Here is a 23,060-nt window from a genome sequence, read left to right on the forward strand (position 1 = left end):
GGAAACACCGGCGGGCTTGCCTGCGCAGCGCTGTCCCGGCAAGCTCGACAACGCTGTCAACCAGGCGTGGCGCCAGGTGGGGCCCGCTGGCCGTGCCGGACCGCGCCACTTCGGGGGCGAGGCATGCAGCAGGACCAGGACGCACCGGCCGGCCATCCGCGCGCACGCGGCGACACCGCGCGCCTGCCGCTGCGCGAGAAGATCGGCTACGGCATCGGTGACTTCGGCTTCAACCTCTACTGGGCCAACATCTCGGCCTTCCTGCTGATCTTCTACACCGACGTGATGGGCCTGGCCGCGGCCGCGGTCGGCACCATGATGCTGGTCACCAAGCTGGTCGATGCGGTCACCGATCCGCTGATGGGCGCGATCGCCGACCGCACCCGCAGCCGCTGGGGCCGGTTCCGACCGTACCTGCTGTTCGGCGCGCTGCCGCTGGCTGTCACCGGCGTGCTCACCTGGACCGTGCCGGACCTGGACGGTGGCGGCAAGCTGCTATGGGCCTATGCCACCTTCACCCTGATGATGCTGGCCTACACCGTGCTCAGCATGCCGTACTCGGCGCTGTCGGGCGTGATCACCGCCGACAGCCAGCAACGCACCACCCTGATCAGCTTCCGCTTCATCGCCGCGTTCGCCGGCACCACCGTGGTCAACTGGCTGACCCTGGACCTGGTGCGCTGGCTCGGCCGCGGCGACGAGCCGCTGGGCTGGCAGCTGACCCTGGGACTGTACGGCGTGGTCGCGATGGCCTGCTTCGTCGCGGTGTTCCTGGCCACCCGCGAACGGATCGAGCCGCCGCCGCAGCAGCGCAGCGCGGTGCGCCAGGACCTGGCCGACCTGCTGGGCAACAAGCCCTGGCTGGTGCTGTTCGCGCTGGCGCTGATCATCATGGTCACGATCGTGATGCGCAGCGGCACCCTGGTGTACTACCTCAAGTACCACGTGGTCCGTCCGGAACTGACCGGGGTGTTCCTCGGCAGCTATTCGGTGGCGCTGGCGGTGGGCGCGGCGTCGACCCCGCTGCTGACCCGCTACGTGGACAAGAAGCGGCTGCTGATGTGGCTGATGGCCGGCGTCGGCGTGCTCAGCTGCGCGATGTACTTCGTGCCGAAGGACGCGGTGTGGACCATGTTCGCGCTGAACACCTTCATCGGCCTGCTGCTGGGGCCGAAGTCGCCGCTGGCGTTCTCGATGTACGCCGACTGCGCCGACTACACCGAATGGAAGACCGGCCGCCGCGCCACCGCGATGACCTTCGCCGCGGCGACTTTCTCGCAGAAGCTGGGCGGCGCGCTGGCCTCGGCGGCGATCGCCTGGATGCTGGCGGCGATGGGCTACGTCGCCAACCAGGCCCAGTCCGACGCCTCGCGGCTGGGCATCGTCCTGCTGCTGACCGTGATCCCCGGTGCGGTGGCGCTGCTGGCCGCGTGGGTGATGCGCTTCTACCCGCTGGACGATCCGGCGCTGGCGCGGGTGCAGGCCGAGTTGCAGGCGCGGCGGGAGGCGCTGGCGTGAGCGTTTCGCCGTGCCGCTTCGACGAAGACGGGCGGCGCGTGGTGCTGGCCAGCCCGACCGCGATGCCGCAGGCGTGCACCTTCCTGTGGAACCGGCGCATGCTGCTGCAGCTCAACTGCCGCGGCTACGCCACCGCGCAGTTCATGCAGCCGGAGCCGGCCAAGTACGCGCACGCGCCGGTGCTGGAGGCGAAGACCTTCATGCAGCCGGAGCAGCCGTACTACGCGCACCACCCCGGCCGCTTCTGCTACGTGAAGGACGAGGACAGCGGCCTGCTGTTCTCCGCGCCGCACGCGCCGGTGAACCGCCCGCCGGATGCGTTCGTCTTCTCCGCCGGCCTGGGCGACGTGGCCTGGACGGTGCGTTGCGACGGCATCGAGGTGGAACTGGGCGTGGCGTTGCCGCCGGACGAGGTGGCCGAACTGTGGACCCTGCGCGTGCGCAACCGTTCCGGCCGGCCGCGCCGGATCAGCCTGTATCCGTATTTTCCGGTCGGCTACATGTCGTGGATGAACCAGTCCGGCGGGTACCGCGCGGACCTGGGCGGGATCGTCTGCGCCAGCGTCACGCCCTACCAGAAGGTGCAGGACTACTTCCGCAATCGCGAGTTCAAGGACCGCACCATGCTGCTGCACGAGCGCGCGCCCGATGCCTGGGAGGCGAACCAGGCCGCGTTCGAGGGCGAGGGCGGCCTGCATGCGCCCGATGCGATCGTGCGCCGCGAGCGGCTGGCCGGCGGCGATGCGCTGTACGAGACCCCGGCGGCGGTGCTGCAGTACCGGCTGGCGCTGCCGGCCGACGGCGTCGAGGAATACCGCTTCCTGTTCGGCCCGGCGCGCGACGATGCGGAGGTCGCCGCGTTGCGCGCGCGCCACCTGTCGGCGGACGGCTTCGCCGATGCCGGCGCCGTGTACGCGTCGTACCTGGAGCAAGGACACGGCTGCCTGCACATCGAAACACCGGATCCATGGCTGGATGCCTTCGCCAACCACTGGCTGCCACGGCAGGTCTACTACCACGGCGACAGCAACCGCCTGACCACCGATCCGCAGACCCGCAACTACCTGCAGGACCACATGGGCATGGCCTACCTGCGGCCGGCGACGGCGCGCGCGGCGTTCCTGCACGCGCTGTCGCAGCAGGAGCCGAGCGGGGCGATGCCCGACGGCATCCTGCTGGCCGAGGGCGCCGAGCTGAAGTACATCAACCAGGTGCCGCACACCGACCATTGCGTGTGGCTGCCGCTGTGCCTGCAGGCCTACCTGGACGAGACCGGCGACGACGCGCTGCTGGCGGAAACCGTGCTCGACCGCGAGGGCTGCGGCGCCAGCGTGGCCGAGCGCATCGACCGGGCCATGCACTGGCTGCTGGCACAGCGCGATGCGCGCGGTCTCAGTTTCATCGCCCAGGGCGACTGGTGCGATCCGATGAACATGGTCGGCTGGAGGGGGCGCGGCGTGTCCGGCTGGCTGTCGCTGGCCAGCGCGCATGCGCTGCGGCTGTGGGCCGGCATCTGCGCTCGCAGCGGCCGCGCCGCGCAGGCGGCCGCGTTCGACGAGGGTGCCGCGGCGTTCAATGCCGCGGTCAACGCGCACCTGTGGGACGGTGACTGGTACGGCCGTGGCATCACCGACGACGGCGTGGCCTTCGGCGTGCGCGCCGACGCCGAGGGCCGCATCTACCTCAACCCGCAGAGCTGGGCGATGCTCAGCGGCGCGGCCGACGCCGGCAGGTGCGCACGCCTGCTCGACGCGGTCGACGCGCACCTGGTCTCGCCCTGGGGCGTGGCCATGCTCGATCCGCCCTACACCGGCATGCGCGAGGACGTGGGCCGGCTGACCCAGAAGTTCCCCGGTTCGGCCGAGAACGGCGCGGTCTACAACCACGCCGCGGCGTTCTACCTGCACAGCCTCTACCACGTCGGCGAGAACGACCGCGCCTGGCGCGTGCTGCGGGCGATGCTGGCCGGACCGGAGGCGGAGGACTGCCTGCAGCGCGGCCAGCTGCCGACCTTCGTGCCCAACTACTACCGCGGAGCCTGGCGGCTGCATCCGCGCACCGCCGGGCGTTCCAGCCAGCTGTTCAACACCGGCACGGCGGCATGGCTGTACCGCTGCCTGGTCGAGCAGCTGTTCGGACTGCGCGGCGACGGCGACGCGCTGCGCATCGTCCCGCAGCTGCCTTCGCACTGGCCGCGCGCGCGCGCTTGGCGGCGTTTCCGCGGCGCGGAGTTCGAGCTGGAGATCGAGCGCGTGGAAGGCGTGCGCGGGCGCCGTATCACGGTGGACGGCGAACCGCTGCAGGGCGATGCGCTGGCCGCGGTCGAGGCGGGACGGCGCTATCACGTCCGCGTGGAACTGCCGCCTGCCGTGGCCTCGGCGGAAGGCACCGCCGGAGTATCGCCCGCGTGAGCGCCAGCGGCGGGGTCGCGCGCGTGGCCGTGGCGATGGGCGTGTCCGGCAGCGGCAAGACCACGCTGGCGCGCGCGCTGGCCGAGGCCTGGCCGGCCACCTTCCTGGATGCCGACGATTTCCACAGCGAGGAAGCGCGCGCACACATGGCCAATGGCCAGCCGCTGACCGATGCGATGCGGCAGCCCTGGGTCGAGCGCCTCGCACTCGAGCTGCGGCGGCGCGTGGACGCCGGCGAGCGCGTCGCCCTAGCCTTCTCCGGCCTGCGCCGGCACCACCGCGACATGCTGCGTGGTACCGGCCTGCCGCTGCGGTTCCTGTTCCTGGAGGGCGATGCACCGCTGATCGCCGGCCGCATGCGCGCGCGCAGTGGCCACTACATGCCGGTGTCGCTGCTGGACAGCCAGTTCGCGACGCTGGAGGACCCGCGCGGCGAGCCGGACGTGGTCGCGCTGCCGGTCGACCTGGCGCCGGAGGCGCAGCTGCGGCAAGCCCTGGCCGCGTTGGGGCACACGCTCTTGTAGGAGCCCAGCTTGCTGGCGACCCGGGAGTCGGGAACGCGAGGGCGTCGCCTGTGCCGACGGCGTCGGGTCGCCGGCTGAACCCGGCTCCTACAACGGCCGCGCCGCCGCCGCTCTTCTGTAGGAGCTGACTTCAGTCGGCGACACGGGCGTCGGGGTCATGAGGAAGTCGCCTGTGCCGACGTCGCCGGGTCGCGGGCAAGCCCGGCTCCTGCAGCCGTTGCGGCACACGCCCTAGTAGGAGCCCAGCTTGCTGGCGACCCGGGCGTCGGGAACGCGAGGGCGTCGCCCGGGCCGGCGGCGTCGGGTCGCCGGCTGAACCCGGCTCCTACCACGGCCGCGCCGCCGCCGCTCTTCTGTAGGAGCTGACTTCAGTCGGCGACACGGGCGTCGGAATCATGAGGAAGTCGCCTGCGCCGACGTCGCCGGGTCGCAGGCAAGCCCGGCTCCTACAACTGCGACGCGCCGGATCCGTTGCCGAGCCAGTCGCGCGCGATCGCCTCCGCCTGCACCCGCAGCTCCGGTACGGCGATGCTCTCCCAGGCCTCGCCCACGCGCAGGCTGCCGATCACGCGCAGGTCGTCCCGGTTCCGGCCGCCGGCACCGGCCAGCCGGCCTTCGCGGTCGGTGGCCAGGCCGATGCCGTGCGTGCCGGGGCAGGCGTGGCCGTCGCCGAGCAGCTGTTCGAGCAGGGGATTGCGCATGGCCTGCACGCGCATTTCCAGGCCGGTGGCATTGACCACGTGGTCCACGTCCAGCACCAGGGTGCGGTGGTCTCGGGTGTGCGCGGTGAGCTGCACGCAGCGCTGCCCGGCCACGGCCATGTCCAGCCGCGCGCGGTGCACGCGCAGGCGGCCGTCGTCGCGCAGCTCCTGCAGCACCGCATGCACCGCCGGCGCGATGCGATGGCGATGGATGTCCCAGTGGCGCGCGGCGTGGCGCAGGAAGCGGCGCTGCTCGCCGGCCGGCAGCGAGCGCCACAGCGCCTGCCCGTGCGGGCGCAGCCGTTCCATCACCGCCTGCCAGGGCAGGCCGCGCGCGGCGGCGTCGCGCATCTGCCGGCGCAGGCGCCGCAGGCGCGCGCGCGTTCCCAGCGCATGCAATTCGGCGGCGTCGAAGTCTTCGTCCACCGCGTGCGTGGTGGCGTGGGCCAGCGGCAGCAGGGCGTGGCGCGAGAGCACGTGGATGCGGCCGCGGTGGCCGTTCGCGGCCAGGGTGAGCACCGCATCGGCCATGCTCAGGCCGGTGCCGACGATGCACACTTCGGCGTCGGCACCGATCGAGGCGACCCCAGCATAGTCCCAGGCATCGACCAGCCGCGGCCGGGCCAGCGCGCCCGAGCCACGCACCGGCAGCGGCCGCGGCGCGTTGCCGGTCGCCAGCAGCACGCGCCGCGCCCAGGCCTGGCCGTCGCGCCATTCCAGGCGCCAGCCCTCGCCGTCGTGCTGCAGGCCGGTGATCCGGTGCGGCAGGGTTTCCAGCTGCGCCATGCTGGCCTGCCGCGCCTGCTCCAGGCGCTCGCGCAGGTAGGTGCCGTAGTCGCGGCGCTGCGCGAAGCCGTGGGCCAGCGCCTGGCGCGAGGCATCGGCATGCTCCGGGCGACCGGCGAACCAGTCGAGGAAATCGTCGGGCCGGTCGGGAAAGGCGCTCATCCGGCCGGTGGGCACGTTGAGCAGGTGTTCGGCGCGGTCGGTGGCGTAGGCCACGCCTTCGGCCAGGCGCGGCGCCGGTTCGAACACGGCGATCCGCAACGGCGACCTGGCCTGGCGCAGGCACTGCATCGCCGCCAGGATGCCGGCGGCGCCGCCACCGACGATGGCGATGTCGAAACGGGACTGCATGGCCGCGATTCTACCCGGCCGCCCGTGGCCGGCGGGCCTACATGAACGAGTCGGCCAGCCGCGACAGGCCTTCCAGGCTGCGCTTCCACGACGGCCGCGCGCGCCACTGCTCGAGTGTGAGCATGTCCGAGTGGGCCAGGTAGTCGGCCTCGATCTCATGCATCCGCGCCACCACGCCGGCGTCGTAGCAGAGCAGGCCGATCTCGGCATTCAGCGCGAAGGAGCGGATGTCGAGGTTGATCGAGCTGACCAGCGCCACCGAATCGTCCACGCTCAGGTGTTTGGCGTGCATGAAATGCGGCCGGTACAGGGCGATCTTGACCCCGGCCCGCAGCAGTTCCTCGTAGTACGACTGCTGTGCCAGCCGCACCACCGCCTTGTTGTTGGTCGCCGACAGCACCAGCTGCACGTCCACGCCCGACAGCGCGGCGATGCGCAGCGCGCTCATGGTCGAGTCGTCCGGCACGAAGTACGGCGTGGTCAGCACCAGCCGGTGCTGGGCCAGGTGGATCAGCGAGTTGACCGTCTCGCCGGCGTTGCCGAACGGGTAGGCCGGGCCGCTGGGCAGCAGCTGCGCGGCCACGTCGTCGCCGTGGACCGGGCGCACCGGCGACACCTCCAGCATCTGCCCGGTCTCCAGGTACCAGTCGCTGGCGAACACCGCCTCCATGTGCGAGACGATCGGCCCGCGCGCGCGGACCACCAGCTCGCGGTTGGGATGGCCGGGCACGAACACCGCGTCGGCCAGGTTCTGCGAGCCGACGTAGCCGACGTGGTCGTCGATCACCGCGATCTTGCGATGGTTGCGCAGGTCCATGCGGCTGCTGCGGCGCCAGCGCAGGCCGCCGGGCATCATCCGGTGCAATTCGACGCCGGCCGTGCGCAGCCGCGCGCCGAAGCGCCGGTAGCCGCGCTTGGCGCCGACCGCGTCCAGCAGCACCCGGCAGCGCACGCCGCGGCCGGCCGCGCGCACCAGCGCGTCGGCGACCGCCGCGCCGACCGCGTCGTCGAACATCAGGTAGTAGAGCAGGTGCACGCGCTCGCGCGCGGCGTCGATGTCGGCGATCAGCGCGCGGATGGAGCCGTCGTAATCGTCGAGCAATTCGAGCGCGTTGCCGCGCACCGGCATGAAGTCGCCCATGCGCTCGACCAGCGGCACGGTCTCGGCGGCCGGGCCGGAGGACGGCGGCTGCCAGCGCAGCGCCCGCTGCGGCAGCTGGCCTTCGCGGATCGCCTGGGAAGCCTGGTCCTGGCGCCGCCGCCGCTGCCCGGACAGCCAGGGCTGGCCGACCAGCAGGTACAGCGGCAGGCCCAGCAGCGGCAGGAAGAACACCAGCAGCAGCCAGCTGCGGGCGGCGGCCGGGACCGAGCGGCTGGGGATCCACCACAGCGCGAACAGGCGGACGGTCCAGTCCAGGAGCAGGAGGGTGGTGCCCAGGGACCAGTAGGTCATTGGCGCGGCCTGGCCGGGAGGGGGTAGGGGGATTCTGCGGGGGTGGGGCGGGCAAGGCAAAAGCCTGTCGCGCGGGAGTGGATGACCTGCAACTCGTCATCCCCGCGCAGGCGGGGATCCAGTGACTTTGGAGTGTCGATCAGTAGCTGGGACGCTGGACTCTGCAAAGGGGTGTTTCGTAGAGCCAAGTGTAAAAAGCAGAAGCCCCGCTTGCGCGGGGCTTCTGAAGTCGCTGGATCCCCGCCTGCGCGGGGATGACGTTCCGGCAAAGGCGTTCGCGCTACGCGCGAACGCGCCGGAACGTCACTTGATCTTGCCTTCCTTGTAGATCACGTGCTTGCGGACGACGGGATCGTACTTCTTGATCTCCATCTTGGCAGGCGTGTTCTTCTTGTTCTTGTCGGTGGTGTAGAAGTGGCCGGTGCCGGCCGAGGAGATCAGGCGAATCTTGTCGCGCTTGGATGCCATGGTCGATTACTCCTCAGATCTTCTCGCCGCGCGCGCGCAGCTCGGCCAGGACGGCGTCGATGCCGTTCTTGTCGATGGTGCGCAGGGCAGCGGTGGAAACACGCAGCTTCACCCAACGGTTCTCGGAGGCCACCCAGAAGCGGCGCTCGTGCAGGTTGGGGAGGAAACGGCGGCGGGTCTTGTTGTTGGCGTGCGAGACGTTGTTGCCGCTCTGCACGCCCTTGCCGGTAACTTGGCAAACGCGGGACATAACGCACCTCGAAAGGTCTGGTGTCGCCCATAGCCCGGGAGACGGCGGCCCCGCGACCGGCCCCTCGTTCCAGGCGGAGACGGGGTTCGGCGCACGCGATGCAGGAAGGGGTTCGACTGCCATGGCGGCCCCGGATCGCGCTCCCGGGCCGCCGATCCGGACATGCCGGACGCAGCGAGCCGCGCATTATGCCGGGGCAAGTGCCTGATTGCAACCGGGTTCCGGGCGGGCGCCGGGGTGGTTCAGGGCGCCCGGGCGGCCCCGCCGGCCGTTCCGTCGGCCCGGGCGCGCTCGATGTACGCGCCGATCCGCTCCTCCAGCACCGGCAGCGGCACCGAGCCCTCGGCCAGGATCGCGTCGTGGAAGGCGCGGATGTCGAAGCGGTCGCCCAGTTCGGCCTCGGCCCTGGCCCGCAGGCGGACGATGGCGATCTCGCCGAGCTTGTAGCTCAGCGCCTGCGCCGGCCAGGAGATGTAGCGGTCGACCTCGGTGGTGACCTCGTGCTCGGACAGGGCAGTGCGCTCGCGCAGGTAGGCCAGGGCCTTGTCGCGGCTCCAGCCGTAGTGGTGGATGCCGGTGTCGATGACCAGCCGGCTGGCGCGCCACATCTCGTAGGTCAGCCGGCCGAAGTCCTCGTAGGGCGTCTCGTAGATGCCCATCTCCTTGCCGAGCTTCTCGGTATACAGCGCCCAGCCCTCGCCGTAGGCGGAGATGTAGCTGTCGCGGCGGAACGCGGGCAGGTCCCCCTGCTCCTTGCTCAGCGCCGCCTGCAGGGCATGGCCGGGCGAGGATTCGTGCAGGGTCAGCGCCGGCAGGTTGTACAGCGGCCGCGAGCGCAGGTCGTAGGTGTTCAGCCAGTAGGTGCCCAGGCCGCCGCGGCCGGCGGTCCAGAACGGGGCGATGTCGTCGGGCACCGGGACGATGGTGAAGCGGCCGCGCGGCAGGGTGCCGATGAAGCGGTCGACCTGGCCGTCCACGCGCTTGGAGATCCAGGCCGCACGGTCGAGCAGCTGCTGCGGTTCGGCCACGTAGAACTGCGGGTCGGTGCGCAGGAAGCGCAGGAAGTCCTGGAAGCGGGTCTCGCCGCTGTCGCCCTCGAAGCCGAGCTGGTCGATGATCGCGTCCATCTCGCCCTGGATCCGCGCCACCTCGGCCAGGCCGATGCGGTGGATCTCCTCGGGCGACAGGTCCAGGGTGGTGTACTTGCGGATCTGCTGCCGGTAGTAGGCCTTGCCGCCGGGCATCCGGCTCGCGGCCAGGGTGGTCCGCGCGCGCGGGACGTATTCGTCGCGGAAGAACACCTGCAGCCGGGCGAAGGCGGGGACCACCGCGTCGCGGATCGCCGCCTGCGCGGCCTCGCGCAGGGCCTGCTGCTCGGCGGCCGGTATCTGCGCCGGCAGTTCCCGGAAAGGCGCGTACAGCGGCGACTGGGTCGGGTCCTGCAGGTTCGCCACCGCCGCGATCGAGCCCTCGCGGCCGTCCAGCACCGCGCGCGGCACGCTGAAGCCACGCGCCAGGCCGGCGCGCATGTTGGCGGTCTGCTGGTCGAAATGGCGCGGCACGTCTTCGAGCCGGGCGATGTAGGCACGGTAGGCGGCCGGCGTCCGCATCGGCCGGCGCGCCATGAAGTTCAGGCCGGCCCAGAACGAGCTGTCGGAATTGAACGGCATCTCGTAGCCGCGCAGCCGGGTCTCGTCGGCGAGGTTGCGGACCTGGACGCGGTAGACGGCCAGGTTGATCCGGTTGGTGTCGGACAGCTGCGCCGGGTCGATGGCGTCGAGCTGGCGCAGCACGCCCTCCCACACCTGCAGCCGTGCGTGTTGCGCGGCCGGGGACACGTCCGGCAGGCGCGGGTTGAGGTTGCCTTCGCCGCGGCTGTCCTCGTCGCCGGCGCCGTCCTGCTCCCTGCGCCAGGTCCATTCCTGCTCGTGGATCGCCTGGAAACGGGCGTCGGGATCGGCGACGGCGGGTGCCGGAGGCGGCTCCGCGGCGGTCGTGGCGGCGCCGGGCAGGGCGAGGGCGAGAAGCAGGGCGGCGGACAGCGGCTGGACCATGTGGCGGCGGACCGGTGGCGGGGAACCGGTGATCCTGACATCGGCGGCGGGCGCGGTCACGGGCCGGAAGTCCCGGGCGCACCCGCGGTGCTAGTGCGCGGCGCGGGCGCGGCGCCAGCCGTGGTGGCGGATGTCCAGGTACAGGTTGTAGGAGGCGACGAAGGTCGGGAACAGGTTCTGCAGCACGCCCACCGAGTCCTGCTTGGCCGAGAACAGGAAGTAGCTCAGGGTCATCAGGCTGCCGGCCACGCTCATGTACCAGAACAGGCGCGGGATCACCGGCCGCCGGGCCCGCCGCGAGGCGACGAACTGCACAAGCCAGCGTGCGCCGAACATCAGCGCGCCGGTGTAGCCGATCAGCTTCCAGCCGGTGACGTGCAGGCCGGTCCAGGCCAGCCATTCCAGCTGCCGGTTGAGGTCGAACGCGGGCAGGTCCATATCAGCGCTCCTCGATCCGGGTGCGGCGGCTGCGCGCGATCAGCCAGGCCACCCCGCGCAGGTCGCGCAGGCCGACCAGGGCGCGGCCCAGGTTGTTGTACTTGGATACCCCGGCCGTGCGCGGCCGGTGCGCGACCGGCACGCTGACTGTCTTCCAGCCGGCGCGCTGGACCAGCGCCGGCAGGTAGCGGTGCATGTGGTCGAAGTAGGGCAGGTCCAGGAACACCGCGCGCTCCAACAGCTTGATCCCGCAGCCGGTGTCGGGAGTGTCGTCGCGCAGGATCCGCGCGCGGATCCGGTTGGCCCAGCGGCTGGCCCAGCGCTTGGAGCCGGAGTCCCGGCGGTCCACCCGCCAGCCGGCGAACAGTTTGACCTCCGGCGCGGCGTCGTCGCGCGCGGCCAGCAGCCTCGGGATGTCGGCCGGATCGTTCTGGCCGTCACCGTCGAGGGTGGCGATCCAGGCGCCGCGCGCGGCCTTGATCCCGTTGCGCACCGCGGTGCTCTGCCCGCTTCGGCTGAGGTGGTGCAGCACGCGCAGTTCCGGCACCCGGACCTTCAACGCCTGCAGCACCGCCAGCGAGTCGTCGTCCGAGTGGTCGTCGACGTAGACGATCTCGAAGGACGTGCGGCCGCGCAGCGCGGCGACGATCTCTTCGAGCAGCGGCGGGATGTTGTCGCGCTCGTTGAAGACCGGGACGACGACGGAGAGCTCGGGTGGGGTCATGGCGTCGTGGGTGGGGGAGGAGGTTGGAGCGGGTCAGGCCGCGTCCCCGAAGTAGTCGCGGCACCAGTGCACCACCGGCGGCAGGCCGGACTCGATCGGCGTGTGCGGCTCGAAGCCGAAGGCCGCCCTGGCCCGCGCGGTGTCGGCCATGGTCTCGACCATGTCGCCCGGCTGCATCGGCCGGTAGGCCTTGCGCGCCGGCCGGCCGGCGGCCTGCTCGATCACCGCGATGAAGCGCTCCAGTTCGACCGGGGTGTGGTTGCCCAGGTTGAACACCCGGTGCGGTACCGCTTCGCCGGAAGGATGGTCGAGCGCGCCGAGGACGCCGGCGACGATGTCGGACACATGGGTGAAGTCGCGGCGCATGCGGCCGTGGTTGAACACCTCGATCTCGCGCCCGGCCAGCACCGCGCGCGAGAACAGCAGTGGCGCCATGTCCGGCCGGCCCCACGGCCCGTACACGGTGAACAAGCGCAGGCCGGTGGCGCGCAGGCCGTACAGCTGGGCGTAGGTGTAGGCCATCAGCTCGTTGGCGGCCTTGGTCGCCGCGTACAGCGAACGCGGCTGGTCGATGCGCTGGTCCTCGGAGAACGGCGGCACCGCCGAGTCGCCGTAGACCGAACTGCTGGAGGCGTAGACCAGGTGGGCGACGCCGTGGTGGCGGCACAGTTCCAGCACGTTGACGAAGCCGTCCAGGTTGCTGGCGACATAGGCGTGCGGGTTCTGCAGCGAGTAGCGCACGCCGGCCTGCGCGGCCAGGTGGACGACGCGCGTGGGCCGCACCTCGTCGAACAGCGCGGCCATTGCGTCGCGGTCGACCAGGTCCAGTTCGCGGATGTCGGTGTCCGGGCACAGCGCGGCCACGCGGTCGCGCTTGAGCCTGGGGTCGTAGTAGTCGTTGTAGCTGTCCAGGCCGACGACGCGTTCGCCGCGCTTGGCCAGGGCCTGGCAGGTGTAGGCGCCGATGAAGCCGGCGGCGCCGGTGACGAGGACGGTCATGGGAGAGCCCGTGTCAGCTGGCGGCATTGTCGCAAGCGGCGGGTGAACGGGGAATCGCGCCACCGGCGACCGGTGCTACGGCCCCGGTTTCTTGTAGGAGCTGGCTTCAGCCGGCGACACGTGCGTCGGGAATACGAGGGAGTCGCCTGTGCCAGCGTGGTGTGTCGCCGGCTGAAGCCAGCTCCTACAGAAAGCGGGCAGTGTCGCGACCGGGGTCTACCCCCCGGGCCTCAATCCTGCCGGCTGCGCAGCCGCTCGAGCACGCCGTCCAGGGTGTCCAGGTCGGTGTAGTGGATCACCAGCTTGCCCTTGCCGCCGCGCCCATGGGCGATGGCGACCTTCGTCCCCAGCGACTCGGACAGTTCGGTTTCCAGCGTGGCGATGTCCGGCTGCTGCACGCGCGCGGCCTGCTTGCGCGCGGCGGCGGCGGTCACCGGCACCTTGCCGGCGGCGAACTGCTGGGCGCGGTGCTCGACCTCGCGTACCGACCAGCCGTGCTCGGCGGCCTCGTAGGCCAGCTTGCTGGCCAGTTCCGGCGACAGCGTCAGCAGCGCGCGGGCATGGCCCATCTCCAGCCGCCGTGCCTCGAGCAGGCCGCGGATCGCCGGCGGCAGGTCGAGCAGGCGCAGCAGGTTGGACACCGCCGCGCGCGAGCGGCCGACCGCGGCGGCGGCCTCGGCATGGGTCAGCGCGAACTCGTCGATCAGCCGCTGCAGCGCCTGCGCCTCTTCCAGCGGGTTGAGGTCCTCGCGCTGGATGTTCTCGATCAGCGCCATGGCGATGACGGTGCGGTCGTCCAGCTCGCGCAGGACCACCGGGATTTCGTTCAGGCCGGCCAGCTGCGAGGCGCGCCAGCGGCGCTCGCCGGCGACGATCTCGTACTGCTCGGCGCCGATCTCGCGCACCACGATCGGCTGGATCACGCCCTGCGCGCGGATCGAGGCCGACAGCTCCTCCAGCTTGTCCGGGTCCATGTCCCGGCGCGGCTGGTACCGGCCCGGCTGCAGCTGGGCCACCGGCAGGGTGCGCAGCACGTCGCCGGGCTGCGGCTGCTCGACCTGCGCCGGCGCGGTCGCCGCGGCGGCGCCCTTGGGGCCGAGCAGCGCTTCCAGTCCGCGGCCCAGGCCGCGCTTCTTCGCCGTGCTCATCAGGCGGCCTCCACCGGGGCCGGGCGGGCGGCGGCGCGCTCGCGTTCGTGCTGGCGGCGGATGACCTCGCCGGCCAGGCCCAGGTAGGCCACGCCGCCGCGCGAGGCGCGGTCGTAGCCGACGATGCTCTGGCCGTGGCTGGGCGCCTCGGCCAGGCGCACGTTGCGCGGCACGATGGTGCGGAACACCTTGTCGCCGAAGTGCTCGGTCAGCTCGGCCGAGACCGCGTTGGCCAGGTTGTTGCGCACGTCGAACATGGTCCGCAGCACGCCCTCGATCTCCAGGCCCGGGTTCAGCCGCTGGCGCAGCGCGTCGATGGTCTCCAGCAGCGCGCTCAGGCCCTCCAGCGCGTAGTACTCGCACTGCATCGGCACGATCACCGAGTCGGCGGCGGTCAGCGCGTTGAGGGTCAGCAGCGACAGCGCCGGCGGGCAGTCGACGACGATGAAGTCGTAGTCGCCGCGCAGCGGTTCCAGCGCCTGCTTGAGCTTCTGTTCGCGGCCGTCGATGTCCATCAGCTGGATCTCGGCGGCGGTCAGGTCGATGTTGCCGGGCAGCAGGTCGAAGCCCTCGGCGGTGGTCACCACGATCGAACGCGCGTCGCGTTCGCCGAGCAGCACGTCGCAGGTCGAGGCCTCCAGCTCGCGCTTGTCCACGCCGCTGCCCATGGTCGCGTTGCCCTGGGCGTCCAGGTCCACCAGCAGCACGCGCTTGGGCGTGCGCGCCAGCGCGGCGGCCAGGTTGACGGCCGTCGTGGTCTTGCCGACGCCGCCCTTCTGGTTGGCGATGGCGATGATGCGGGCCATGCGGGAACTGCCTTGGTTGCGGGACGCCTGGGGTCCGGAACGGGCCATTATGCGGATTTCACGCCGCCCGGCCCACCTCGACCAGGTGCCGCTCGGCGCCCAGCCCGGGAACCGTGAGCGGGTGCACGGCCAGGGCGGTCCAGCCGGGCGGCAGGGCGGCGATCTCCTCGGCCGGGTGCACGCCCTTCATCGCCAGCAGGCGGCCGTGCGGGGCCAGCAGGTGGCCGCCGACCTCGAGGATCCCGGCCAGGGTGTCCAGGGCGCGGGCGGTGATCTGGGCGTAGGCGCCGGGCTCGGCGACCGCCTCGGCGCGCGCCTCGGCGACCCGAGCGTTGCCCAGCTTCAGCTGCCGCACCGCCTCGCGCAGGAAGCGCGCCTTCTTGCCGTTGCTCTCCACCAGGGTCACCTGCAGGTCCGGGCGGGCGATCGCCAGCGGGATCCCGGGCAGGCCCGGGCCGGTGCCCAGGTCGGCCAGCGCGCCGGGCTGCACGTACGGATGCATGGCCAGCGAGTCGAGGAGGTGGCGCACGACCATCTCCTCCGGGTCGCGGATTGCGGTGAGGTTGTAGGTGCGGTTCCAGCGCAGCAGCAGGGCCAGGTAGTCCAGCAGCGGCGCGGCCAGGGCGCGGTCCAGGGCCAGCGCGGCCAGGCCGTCGTCCAGGCGCTGGCGCAGGGCGGGGGAGAAGGCGGTGTCCATGGGCGGAGTATCGCCGATGGCGTCGCTGCGCCTGTGGCGTGTCCGTATGAAGGGCGGGCGGCGCTCTGCTTTTGTAGGAGCCGGGTTCAGCCGGCGACGCGACGCCGTCGGCACAGGCGACTCCCTCATATTCCCGACGCCCGTGTCGCCGGCTGAACCCGGCTCCTACAAATGGCGGGGGCGCCAGGCGAGGGCGGCGAGGTAGCCGGGCTGCGGCTCCCACTCGCGCAGCTGCCACCAGCCCGGGTCGCCCAGTTCCGGATCGCAGGCCAGCAGGCGCAGCGGCGCGTCGGCTCCGTCGCCGTCGCCGCCGAACTCCAGCCGGTGCAGGCCGAAGGCCAGGCCGCGGCCGTGCGCCTTCAGCAGGGCCTCCTTGGCGCACCACAGGCGCAGGAAGGCGGTGTCGCGCAGTTGGGGCGCGGTCGCGTGCAGGCGCTCGGTCTCGGCCGGGGCGAAGTAGCGCCGCGCCAGTTCCAGCGCGCGCGGCCGCGGTCGCTGCCGTTCCAGGTCCACCCCCAGGACGACGTCCTGGCCCAGGGCCAGCAGCAGGCGTTCGCCGCTGTGGCTCCAGCCGGCGTCGCGGTCGGCGTACGGCGCCAGCAGGCGCGGCCGGCCCCAGGCGTCGCGGACCAGCGGCGGCGCCACGCCGGGATCGCCGAGCCAGCCGGCGAGCAGGTCGCGGACCTGCGGTTCGCCGCGCAGCCCGGGCACGTGCGGCAGCGCCTGCACCCGCACCGGGCCGAACCGCCACCGGGTGGCCGGCGTCGTCCCGCTCACGGCCGGCGCGGTCCGGCGGCGGCGGGGTATACGGCCGCTTCACGCCCCGGCGCGTCTGATGACCCGGCCCACCCCGGGTACCGGGGTGACTCTTGTGGGATATCTGAGGAGACGGACAGCATGGGCATCATCATCTGGTTGATCGTGGGCGGCATCGTCGGCTGGCTGGCCAGCCTGATCATGAGGCGCGACGCGCAGCAGGGCATCCTGCTCAACATCGTGGTCGGCATCGTCGGCGCGGTGCTGGCCGGCTGGATCTTCGGCGGCGGCATCAACGAGGCCATCACCATCCGCACGTTCCTGTTCTCGATCGTCGGCGCGGTCATCCTGCTGGCGATCGTGAACCTGTTCACCCGCGGCCGGGTGCGCTGACCCGACGGCATCGACGAGGCGGCGGAGGCCCGGTCCTGCCGGGCCTTCGTTGTTTGCGGAGGGCGGCGCGCCAAATCAGCGCGCCAGTTCGATCCAGGCCGGGGCATGGTCGCTGGGCCGCTCCCAGGTGCGCGGCTCGCGGTCGATGCCGGCGGCGGCCACCTGCGGGCGCAGCGCCTCCGACACCAGGGTCAGGTCGATGCGCAGGCCCAGGTCGCGACGGAACGCGGCCTGGCGGTAGTCCCACCAGCTGAACACCCCGCCGTCGCCATGCAGCAGCCGGTAGCCGTCGTGCAGGCCGGTGGCGAGCAGGTCGCGCAGCGCGGCGCGTTCGGGCGCGGAGGTGAGGATGTGCTGGTCGTTCCACACCGCCGGGTCGTGCACGTCGCGCTCGTCCGGGGCGACGTTGAAGTCGCCCAGCACCACCAGGCTCGGGTGCCGACGGGCTTCCTCTTCCAGCCAGTCGCGCACCGCGGCCAGCCATTGCAGCTTTAACTCGTACTTCTCGGTGCCGATGTCCTGGCCGTTGACCACATAGAGGTTGACGATGCGCAGGTCGCCGACGGTGGCGCTGATCGCGCGCCGGTGCTCGTGCTCGAAGCCGGGCACGCCGACCAGCACGTCGCGCGGCTCCTCGCGCGCCAGGATCGCCACCCCGTTGTAGGTCTTCTGCCCGGAGAACACGCTGCGGTAGCCGAGCCCGGCCAGCGCCGCGTCGGGGAAGCGGTGGTCCTCCAGCTTGGTCTCCTGCAGGCCGACCACGTCCGGGCCGAACGCGCGCAGCCACTGTTCCAGGTGCGGCAGGCGCACGTTGAGCGAGTTGACGTTCCAGCTGGCGATCTTCATGGGCGGACCGGTCGGGCGCGTCGGCGCCGGCCCGATAGGATAGCCCCGTGCCGGCGGCGCGGCGGTCGGGTACATTTCCGCCCGCCCGGGCCGATAACCCAGGCCTGGACAGGGGAGCAACGGGAATGCAGGGTCTGGACGCGCGCACGGGGGCGGTGCTGGCGGCATTGCCGCTGCCGGTGCTGTTGCTTCGCGCGGACGGCTGCGTGCTCGAGGTCAATCCGGCCTGCGCCGAACGCTTCGGCGTGGCCCGCGAGCACTGGCTCGGGCGGGCCCTTGCCGAGCACCTGGAGATCCCCGACCTGGCCGGCCTGCTGGCCGCGGCCCTGGCCGGCGAGGCGGTGGACTGCGAGTCGCGCGTGCATCGCGTGGCCGTGCGCAAGCACGTCGGTTTTGCCGTGCACCTGTGCCTGCGCCGGCTGCCGGGCGAGGCCGACGCGCCGCGGCTGCTGCTGAGCCTGCAGGACATGACCCGCGAGCGGCACCTGGAGCGGATCCTGATGGATGCCCAGGCGCGCGCCGGGGTCGGCAGCTGGCATGTCGACATCCTCACCGGCCGTTCGCAGCTGACGCCCGAAGCCTACCGGCTGTACGGCATCGGCGAGGACGAGGTCGTCGACCTGGAGCGGTTCCTGCGCTGCGTCCACCTGGAGGACAAGGCGCACGTGCTGTCCTGCTGGAACCGCGCCCTGGCCGGCGCGCCATACGCGCTGGAGCACCGCGTGGTCGTCGACGGCCAGGAGCGCTGGGTCGAGGCGCGCGGCCTGCTCGAGACCGACGCGAACGGGCGCGCGCTGCGCATGATCGGCTCGGTGCTGGACATCACCCGGCACAAGCAGGCCGAGGAGGACATCCGCCAGCTGATCCACTACGACACCCTGACCCGGTTGCCGAACCGCAACATGGCCGCGATGCAGCTCGAGCGCCTGCTGCACGGTGACGCCGGCGTACCGTCCGAGGTCGGCGTGCTGGTGCTGGACCTGGACCGGTTCAAGGAGCTCAACGACAGCCTCGGCCAGGCGATCGGCGACGAGGCGCTGGTGCAGGTCGGCGCGCGCCTGCAGGCGGTGGCGGGCGGCGGGACGGTGCTGGCGCGGATCGGCGGCGACGAGTTCGTGGCGATCCTGCCCGGCACCGGCATCGAGGGCGCGATCGCGCTGGCCGAACGGGTGCTGCTGTCGCTGGAGCAGCCGTTGCAGCTGGGGAGCGGGCGCCTGTTCTATGTCCGCGCCAGCGTGGGCGTGGCGGTGTCGCCGGAGGACGGCACCGAGCCGGCGCAGCTGGTCCAGCACGCCGAGACCGCGATGTACGAGGCCAAGGCCACCGGCGGCCAGCGTTACGGCCTGTACCGGCGGCAGATGGGCGCGCTGCTGCAGCGCCGGATCCGCCTGGCCACGCGGCTGGACGTGGCCGTGCGCAGCGGCCAGCTGGCGCTGCACTACCAGCCGAAGGTGGACCTGGCCAGCGGCCGCCTGGCCGGGGCCGAGGCGCTGGCGCGCTGGTACGACCTGGAACTGGGCTGGGTGAACCCGGCCGAGTTCATCCCGCTGGCCGAGGAACGCGGCCTGATCGGAACGCTCGGCGACTGGGCGCTGGCCCAGGCCGCGCGCGACTACCGGCGCTGGTCGCGGCGCCGCCCGCTGCCCTGGCGGGTGGCGGTCAACGTGTCGGCGCGGCAGCTGGTGCAGGGCGATTTCGCCGAGCGCGCCGAGGCGGTGGTGCGTGCGGCCGGCGCGGTGCCGGGCGACATCGAACTGGAACTGACCGAGACCGCGATGGCCGGCGATCCGCAGCTGGCCTGCGCGATGTCCGACCGCCTGGCCGACGCCGGCTTCGCCCTGTCGCTGGACGACTTCGGCACCGGATATTCGTCGCTGTCGCAGTTGCATCGCTTCCGCCTGCAGAAGCTGAAGATCGACCTGGAGTTCGTGCAGGGCATGCTTGAGCGGCCCGGCCACCAGGCCATCGTCCGCGCGGTGATCGGCATGGCCAAGGCGATGGACCTGGTGGTGGTGGCCGAAGGCATCGAGACCCAGGCCCAGGCCGACTGCCTGCGCGCGCTGGGTTGCGACCTGGGACAGGGCTGGCTGTATGGCCGGGCGGTGCCTGCCGAAGAGTTCGCCCGCGAGTGGCTGCGCGAGGCGCCGGCGCTGCCGTTGTAGGCGCCCGTCTTGCGGGCGACGCCTGCGTCGGAATCATGGGGGCGTCGCCTGGGCCGGGGGCGTCGTGTCGCCGGCTGAACCCGGCTCCTACAACAGCCCCGGCGCGGCCGCTCTTCTTGCTCTTCTTGTAGGAGCTGACTTCAGTCGGCGACACGGGCGTCGGAATCCCCTGGGAAGTCGCCTGTGCCGACGTAGCGTGTCGTCGGCCAGGACCCGGTGCTCCGTCCCCCATCCCCCGTCGTCACGGCGCACGCCGGGACGACGGGGGATGGGGGCGTTCCTGGGCGATGAACACCCACCACCCTCAGCGCAGCAGCCAGTCGATCATCCGCCGCACCCGCCGGTACGGCGGCCGCAGCAGGTCGGTGGCGCCGAAACGCGCCTGCCACAGCACCGGCAGCTGCTTGCCCAGCGCATCGAACCCGGCGCGGCCGTGGTAGGCGCCGATGCCGCTGGCACCCACGCCGCCGAAGGGCAAATTCTCCGCAGCGAAATGCAGCAGCGTGTCGTTGACGGTAACGCCGCCGGCCAGGGTGTGCCGCAGTACGGTTTCGACCTCGCTGCGGTCGCGGCTGAAGGGATACAGTGCCAGCGGCCGCGGCCGCGCGTTGACGAAGTCGATCGCCTGTTCCAGCGAATCGACCACGCGCACCGGCAGGATCGGGCCGAAGATCTCCTCGCGCATCAGCGCGATGTCGTCCGGCGGGTCCAGCACCAGGGTCGGCGCGAACAGGCGCCGCGCCGGATCGTGCGCGGCGGCCAGCGGCAGCACCTCGCAGCCGCGTTCGCGCGCCTCGTCCAGCCAGCGCTGCAGGCGCGCGAACTGGGCGTCGTTGACGATGCGGGTGTAGTCCTCGGCATCGCCCTGCAGCCCGCCGTAGCGCGCGGCGACCTGCGCGCGCAGCGCCTGCACCAGCGCATCGCGGCGCTGGCGGCCGACCAGCAGCACGTAGTCCGGCGCGATGCAGGTCTGCCCTGCGTTGAACCACTTGCCGGTCGCCAGGCGCGCGGCGGCCTGCTCCGGCGGATAGCCGGCGCAGACGATCGCCGGCGACTTGCCGCCCAGCTCCAGGGTCAGCGGGGTCAGGTTCGCGGCGGCAGCAGCCATCACCTTGCGCCCGACCTCGGTCGAGCCGGTGAAGACCAGATGGTCCAACGGCAGCGCGGCGAACGCGGCGGCGACCTCGCTGCCGCCCTCGGCCACGGCCACGCGCGTGGCCGGGAACACCTCGGCCAGCAGCGAGTGCAGGAAGCGCGCGGTCCGCGGCGTGTGCTCGGACGGCTTGAGGAACACGTGGTTGCCGGCGGCGATCGCGGTCGCCAGCGGCACCAGCGCCAGGTTGACCGGGTAGTTCCACGGCGAGATCACACCGACCACGCCCAGCGGCGCGTGGCGCAGCTGCGCGCGCGCCGGCCACAGGCGCCAGCCGGCGCCGACCCGGCGCGGCTTCATCCAGCCGCGCAGGTGGCGCAGCAGGTGGTCGATGGCCGCCAGCACGGTCATGCCGTCGGCCAGCAGGCTTTCGTCGCGGGAGCGGTGGCCGAAGTCGGCGGCGATGGCGTCAGCCATCTCCGGCAGCCGGCGCATGAGCGCGGCGCGCAGCCGCCGCAGGTCGTCGCGGCGCTGCGCATGGCCGGGCTTGTCCGCCTGCCAGGCCTGGCGCAGGCGCTGCAGCGTCGGCGCCAGGTCGGCGATCGCGGTCACCGGCTCGCGTGCGTCGCCACCGGGCGGCGGCGGCCCGCGGGACTGTTCGGCATTGGCCGCCGCGAGGGCGGCGCCGGCGGCGGTCATGGCCGCCGTGGCGGCGGTGGTGGCAGCGCTCGTGGCAGCGGTGACGCCGGTGGTCATGCCGGCAGTGTAGGCCTTCGCCTGCGCGACCGCGCACTACAATGGCCGCATGACTGCGCCCACGCCCACGCCCACACCCACGCCGCCGCTGCGCCCCTACCTCGACCGCCTGCCGGTGCTGGGCGAACGCGTCTACGTCGATCCGGCGGCGACCGTGATCGGCGACGTGGAGCTGGCCGATGACGCGTCGGTCTGGCCCGGCTGCGTGCTGCGCGGCGACGTCAACTTCATCCGCGTCGGTGCACGGACCAACGTGCAGGACGGCACCATCGTCCACGTCAGCCACCACAGCCCGTTCAACCAGGCCGGTTACCCGACCCTGATCGGCGCGGACGTGACCATCGGCCACGGCACCATCATCCACGCCTGCACCATCGAGGACCTGTGCCTGATCGGGATGGGCGCCTGCATCCTCGACGGCGCCACGGTGAAGAAATACGGCTTCGTCGGCGCCGGCGCGGTGGTCGGTCCGGGCAAGGTGGTCGGCGAGGCCGAGCTGTGGCTGGGCAACCCGGCGCGCTTCGTGCGCAGGCTGAGCGACCGCGAGATCGAGAGCCTGCATTACTCGGCCGCGCACTACGTGCGGCTGAAGGACCGCTACCTGGGCATCGCCGCCGACTGAGCCGCGCTCAGGGCGCGGTCGCCGCCTCCAGCGCGGCCAGGATCGCCATCGCCTCGTCGCGGCTGGCACCGCACATCGCCGGGCCGGGCCTGAGCGAGGCGCAGAACGCCGGCCGTTCCGGGCGGCCGAACAGGCGGCAACGCAACGCCTCGTCCAGCTGCACGCAGGCCACCCCGGCCGGCTTGCCGCGCGGCATGCCGGGGATCGGCGAGGTGATCGACGGCGCCGTGCAGCAGGCGGCGCAGCCGCCGCGGCAGGCGAAGGGCGTATCCATGCGCGCAGTGTAGGCCCGGCGCTGGGCAAGCCGGTGCACGGCCGCTACAGTCGGCGCGGGGACCACGACGAGGACCGCATGCCGCCACAGGCAGTCGCCGCGCACGAGCGGACCGGCACCGCCGCCGCGCCCGCGGCCATGCTCGACACCTATCGTGAGGTGCTCACGCCCGAAGGCGTGGCCCTGCACCTGCCGGCCGCCGGCCCGGTGCCGCGCGCGCTGGCGTGGCTGATCGACCTGTTCGTGCGCGTCGCGGTGCTGCTGGCGCTGTCGATGCTGCTGGGGTTGCTGGGCGGACTCGGCCAGGGCCTGTATCTGGTCGGGCTGTTCCTGGTGTTCTGGGCCTATCCGATCGTGCTGGAGGCGGCCTGGAACGGGCAGACCCCCGGCAAGCGCGCGCTGGGGCTGCGCGTGGTCGCCGGCGACGGCGCACCGGTCGGCTGGCTGCCGGCGGTGGTGCGCAACCTGATGCGTTCGGTGGACATGCTGCCGTTCGGCTACGCCACCGGGCTCGCCAGCTGCCTGTACGACCGCCACGGCCGCCGCCTCGGCGACCTGGTCGCCGATACCGTGGTCGTGCACGTGGCGCCGCGCCGGATCGACCCGGTGCTGCCGCCGGCCACGCCGCAGGCGCCGGCGCAGGTACTGCTGCCGGACGAACAGGCCGCGATCGTGGCCTTCGGCGAGCGCGCGCCGCGGCTGTCGGCCGGACGCCAGGCCGAACTGGCCGCGCTGCTGTTCCCGCTCACCGGCAGCGCCGGCAGCGAGGGCGTGCGCCGGCTGTACGGCCTGGCCAACTGGCTGCTGGGGCGACGCTGATGGCGCACGGA

Annotated in this window: 22 protein-coding genes; 7 read left to right on the forward strand and 15 right to left on the reverse strand. The window is 72.3% G+C overall.

Annotation, left to right across the window (positions count from 1 at the left end; genetic code table 11):
* Positions 1–123 precede the first annotated feature (123 nt).
* From WQ53_RS17390 to WQ53_RS09015, 3 genes are all read left to right on the forward strand, one after another.
* Complete coding sequence (locus WQ53_RS17390) at positions 124–1,518, forward strand: MFS transporter (RefSeq protein ID WP_052631859.1); 1,395 nt, start codon at positions 124–126, stop codon at positions 1,516–1,518.
* Between the two features lie 62 nt (positions 1,519–1,580).
* A complete protein-coding gene (locus WQ53_RS17395) occupies positions 1,581–3,929 on the forward strand; it encodes a GH36-type glycosyl hydrolase domain-containing protein (protein ID WP_082113124.1) in 2,349 nt (782 codons plus the stop codon).
* Positions 3,930–3,964: 35 nt separating this feature from the next.
* Positions 3,965–4,453 carry a gluconokinase gene (locus WQ53_RS09015; RefSeq protein ID WP_052634008.1) on the forward strand — a complete coding sequence of 163 codons (489 nt, stop codon included), beginning with the start codon at positions 3,965–3,967 and terminating at the stop codon, positions 4,451–4,453.
* 446 nt (positions 4,454–4,899) lie between these two features.
* Here WQ53_RS09015 and WQ53_RS09020 read toward each other — a convergent pair whose 3' ends face one another.
* The 12 genes from WQ53_RS09020 to WQ53_RS09075 all read right to left on the reverse strand — a co-directional run bounded on the left by WQ53_RS09020 (position 4,900) and on the right by WQ53_RS09075 (position 16,105).
* Complete coding sequence (locus tag WQ53_RS09020; RefSeq protein ID WP_052631861.1) at positions 4,900–6,291, reverse strand: FAD/NAD(P)-binding protein; 1,392 nt, start codon at positions 6,289–6,291, stop codon at positions 4,900–4,902.
* A gap of 37 nt (positions 6,292–6,328) precedes the next feature.
* A complete protein-coding gene (gene cls, locus WQ53_RS09025) occupies positions 6,329–7,744 on the reverse strand; it encodes a cardiolipin synthase (RefSeq protein ID WP_052631862.1) in 1,416 nt (471 codons plus the stop codon).
* A gap of 303 nt (positions 7,745–8,047) precedes the next feature.
* On the reverse strand, positions 8,048–8,212 hold the full coding sequence (gene rpmG / locus WQ53_RS09030; protein WP_052631863.1) for a 50S ribosomal protein L33: 165 nt from the start codon (positions 8,210–8,212) through the stop codon (positions 8,048–8,050).
* 13 nt (positions 8,213–8,225) lie between these two features.
* The gene (gene rpmB, locus WQ53_RS09035; RefSeq protein ID WP_052631864.1) at positions 8,226–8,462 is read right to left on the reverse strand and encodes a 50S ribosomal protein L28; all 237 of its coding nucleotides are present in this window, start codon (positions 8,460–8,462) and stop codon (positions 8,226–8,228) included.
* A 242-nt stretch (positions 8,463–8,704) separates the two neighbouring features.
* Entirely contained in the window at positions 8,705–10,516 is a 1,812-nt protein-coding gene (locus tag WQ53_RS09040) for a DUF885 domain-containing protein (RefSeq protein WP_052631865.1), read from the reverse strand.
* Positions 10,517–10,606: 90 nt separating this feature from the next.
* Positions 10,607–10,954, reverse strand: coding sequence for a lipid-A-disaccharide synthase N-terminal domain-containing protein (locus WQ53_RS09045; RefSeq protein WP_052631866.1), 348 nt, complete (start codon positions 10,952–10,954; stop codon positions 10,607–10,609).
* Position 10,955: 1 nt separating this feature from the next.
* On the reverse strand, positions 10,956–11,678 hold the full coding sequence (locus WQ53_RS09050; protein WP_052631867.1) for a glycosyltransferase family 2 protein: 723 nt from the start codon (positions 11,676–11,678) through the stop codon (positions 10,956–10,958).
* A 33-nt stretch (positions 11,679–11,711) separates the two neighbouring features.
* Positions 11,712–12,677: an SDR family NAD(P)-dependent oxidoreductase gene (locus WQ53_RS09055; RefSeq protein WP_052631868.1), complete on the reverse strand. Its 966-nt coding sequence runs from the start codon at positions 12,675–12,677 to the stop codon at positions 11,712–11,714.
* Between the two features lie 230 nt (positions 12,678–12,907).
* The gene (locus WQ53_RS09060) at positions 12,908–13,825 is read right to left on the reverse strand and encodes a ParB/RepB/Spo0J family partition protein (RefSeq protein ID WP_052631869.1); all 918 of its coding nucleotides are present in this window, start codon (positions 13,823–13,825) and stop codon (positions 12,908–12,910) included.
* Complete coding sequence (locus tag WQ53_RS09065; protein ID WP_052631870.1) at positions 13,825–14,631, reverse strand: ParA family protein; 807 nt, start codon at positions 14,629–14,631, stop codon at positions 13,825–13,827. Before WQ53_RS09065 ends, WQ53_RS09060 begins: the two co-directional genes overlap by 1 nt.
* A gap of 58 nt (positions 14,632–14,689) precedes the next feature.
* Entirely contained in the window at positions 14,690–15,328 is a 639-nt protein-coding gene (gene rsmG, locus WQ53_RS09070; protein ID WP_052631871.1) for a 16S rRNA (guanine(527)-N(7))-methyltransferase RsmG, read from the reverse strand.
* Positions 15,329–15,493: 165 nt separating this feature from the next.
* Complete coding sequence (locus WQ53_RS09075) at positions 15,494–16,105, reverse strand: 4'-phosphopantetheinyl transferase family protein (RefSeq protein ID WP_052631872.1); 612 nt, start codon at positions 16,103–16,105, stop codon at positions 15,494–15,496.
* 120 nt (positions 16,106–16,225) lie between these two features.
* Here WQ53_RS09075 and WQ53_RS09080 point away from each other — a divergent pair, with 120 nt between their 5' ends.
* The gene (locus WQ53_RS09080; protein ID WP_052631873.1) at positions 16,226–16,477 is read left to right on the forward strand and encodes a GlsB/YeaQ/YmgE family stress response membrane protein; all 252 of its coding nucleotides are present in this window, start codon (positions 16,226–16,228) and stop codon (positions 16,475–16,477) included.
* 75 nt (positions 16,478–16,552) lie between these two features.
* Here WQ53_RS09080 and xth read toward each other — a convergent pair whose 3' ends face one another.
* Complete coding sequence (xth, locus tag WQ53_RS09085; RefSeq protein ID WP_052631874.1) at positions 16,553–17,323, reverse strand: exodeoxyribonuclease III; 771 nt, start codon at positions 17,321–17,323, stop codon at positions 16,553–16,555.
* A gap of 125 nt (positions 17,324–17,448) precedes the next feature.
* Here xth and WQ53_RS09090 point away from each other — a divergent pair, with 125 nt between their 5' ends.
* Positions 17,449–19,485, forward strand: coding sequence for a putative bifunctional diguanylate cyclase/phosphodiesterase (locus tag WQ53_RS09090; RefSeq protein WP_082112933.1), 2,037 nt, complete (start codon positions 17,449–17,451; stop codon positions 19,483–19,485).
* Positions 19,486–19,789: 304 nt separating this feature from the next.
* Here the strand turns inward: WQ53_RS09090 and WQ53_RS09095 are convergent, their stop codons facing one another.
* Entirely contained in the window at positions 19,790–21,334 is a 1,545-nt protein-coding gene (locus WQ53_RS09095) for a coniferyl aldehyde dehydrogenase (RefSeq protein ID WP_236685846.1), read from the reverse strand.
* A gap of 49 nt (positions 21,335–21,383) precedes the next feature.
* Here WQ53_RS09095 and WQ53_RS09100 point away from each other — a divergent pair, with 49 nt between their 5' ends.
* Complete coding sequence (locus tag WQ53_RS09100; protein WP_052631876.1) at positions 21,384–21,956, forward strand: gamma carbonic anhydrase family protein; 573 nt, start codon at positions 21,384–21,386, stop codon at positions 21,954–21,956.
* Between the two features lie 7 nt (positions 21,957–21,963).
* Here WQ53_RS09100 and WQ53_RS09105 read toward each other — a convergent pair whose 3' ends face one another.
* Entirely contained in the window at positions 21,964–22,230 is a 267-nt protein-coding gene (locus WQ53_RS09105) for a YkgJ family cysteine cluster protein (RefSeq protein ID WP_082112934.1), read from the reverse strand.
* Positions 22,231–22,308: 78 nt separating this feature from the next.
* Here WQ53_RS09105 and WQ53_RS09110 point away from each other — a divergent pair, with 78 nt between their 5' ends.
* Positions 22,309–23,049, forward strand: a complete 741-nt coding sequence (locus WQ53_RS09110; RefSeq protein WP_236685847.1) for an RDD family protein — start codon at positions 22,309–22,311, stop codon at positions 23,047–23,049.
* The last annotated feature ends 11 nt before the right edge of the window (positions 23,050–23,060 follow it).

It is taken from the genome of Pseudoxanthomonas suwonensis, assembly GCF_000972865.1.
Taxonomy (GTDB): domain Bacteria; phylum Pseudomonadota; class Gammaproteobacteria; order Xanthomonadales; family Xanthomonadaceae; genus Pseudoxanthomonas; species Pseudoxanthomonas suwonensis_B.

Coding starts and splice junctions, on each gene's coding strand:
- WQ53_RS09015 (WP_052634008.1), top strand. CDS start 3,965: ATGGGCGTGTCCGGCAGCGGCAAGACCACGCTGGCGCGCGCGCTGGCC.
- rpmB (WP_052631864.1), bottom strand. CDS start 8,462: ATGTCCCGCGTTTGCCAAGTTACCGGCAAGGGCGTGCAGAGCGGCAAC.
- WQ53_RS09060 (WP_052631869.1), bottom strand. CDS start 13,825: ATGAGCACGGCGAAGAAGCGCGGCCTGGGCCGCGGACTGGAAGCGCTG.
- WQ53_RS09050 (WP_052631867.1), bottom strand. CDS start 11,678: ATGACCCCACCCGAGCTCTCCGTCGTCGTCCCGGTCTTCAACGAGCGC.
- WQ53_RS09020 (WP_052631861.1), bottom strand. CDS start 6,291: ATGCAGTCCCGTTTCGACATCGCCATCGTCGGTGGCGGCGCCGCCGGC.
- rsmG (WP_052631871.1), bottom strand. CDS start 15,328: ATGGACACCGCCTTCTCCCCCGCCCTGCGCCAGCGCCTGGACGACGGC.
- WQ53_RS09045 (WP_052631866.1), bottom strand. CDS start 10,954: ATGGACCTGCCCGCGTTCGACCTCAACCGGCAGCTGGAATGGCTGGCC.
- rpmG (WP_052631863.1), bottom strand. CDS start 8,212: ATGGCATCCAAGCGCGACAAGATTCGCCTGATCTCCTCGGCCGGCACC.
- WQ53_RS09055 (WP_052631868.1), bottom strand. CDS start 12,677: ATGACCGTCCTCGTCACCGGCGCCGCCGGCTTCATCGGCGCCTACACC.
- WQ53_RS17395 (WP_082113124.1), top strand. CDS start 1,581: ATGCCGCAGGCGTGCACCTTCCTGTGGAACCGGCGCATGCTGCTGCAG.
- WQ53_RS17390 (WP_052631859.1), top strand. CDS start 124: ATGCAGCAGGACCAGGACGCACCGGCCGGCCATCCGCGCGCACGCGGC.
- WQ53_RS09080 (WP_052631873.1), top strand. CDS start 16,226: ATGGGCATCATCATCTGGTTGATCGTGGGCGGCATCGTCGGCTGGCTG.
- WQ53_RS09095 (WP_236685846.1), bottom strand. CDS start 21,334: ATGACCACCGGCGTCACCGCTGCCACGAGCGCTGCCACCACCGCCGCC.
- WQ53_RS09065 (WP_052631870.1), bottom strand. CDS start 14,631: ATGGCCCGCATCATCGCCATCGCCAACCAGAAGGGCGGCGTCGGCAAG.
- WQ53_RS09105 (WP_082112934.1), bottom strand. CDS start 22,230: ATGGATACGCCCTTCGCCTGCCGCGGCGGCTGCGCCGCCTGCTGCACG.
- WQ53_RS09040 (WP_052631865.1), bottom strand. CDS start 10,516: ATGGTCCAGCCGCTGTCCGCCGCCCTGCTTCTCGCCCTCGCCCTGCCC.
- xth (WP_052631874.1), bottom strand. CDS start 17,323: ATGAAGATCGCCAGCTGGAACGTCAACTCGCTCAACGTGCGCCTGCCG.
- WQ53_RS09090 (WP_082112933.1), top strand. CDS start 17,449: ATGCAGGGTCTGGACGCGCGCACGGGGGCGGTGCTGGCGGCATTGCCG.
- cls (WP_052631862.1), bottom strand. CDS start 7,744: ATGACCTACTGGTCCCTGGGCACCACCCTCCTGCTCCTGGACTGGACC.
- WQ53_RS09110 (WP_236685847.1), top strand. CDS start 22,309: ATGCCGCCACAGGCAGTCGCCGCGCACGAGCGGACCGGCACCGCCGCC.
- WQ53_RS09100 (WP_052631876.1), top strand. CDS start 21,384: ATGACTGCGCCCACGCCCACGCCCACACCCACGCCGCCGCTGCGCCCC.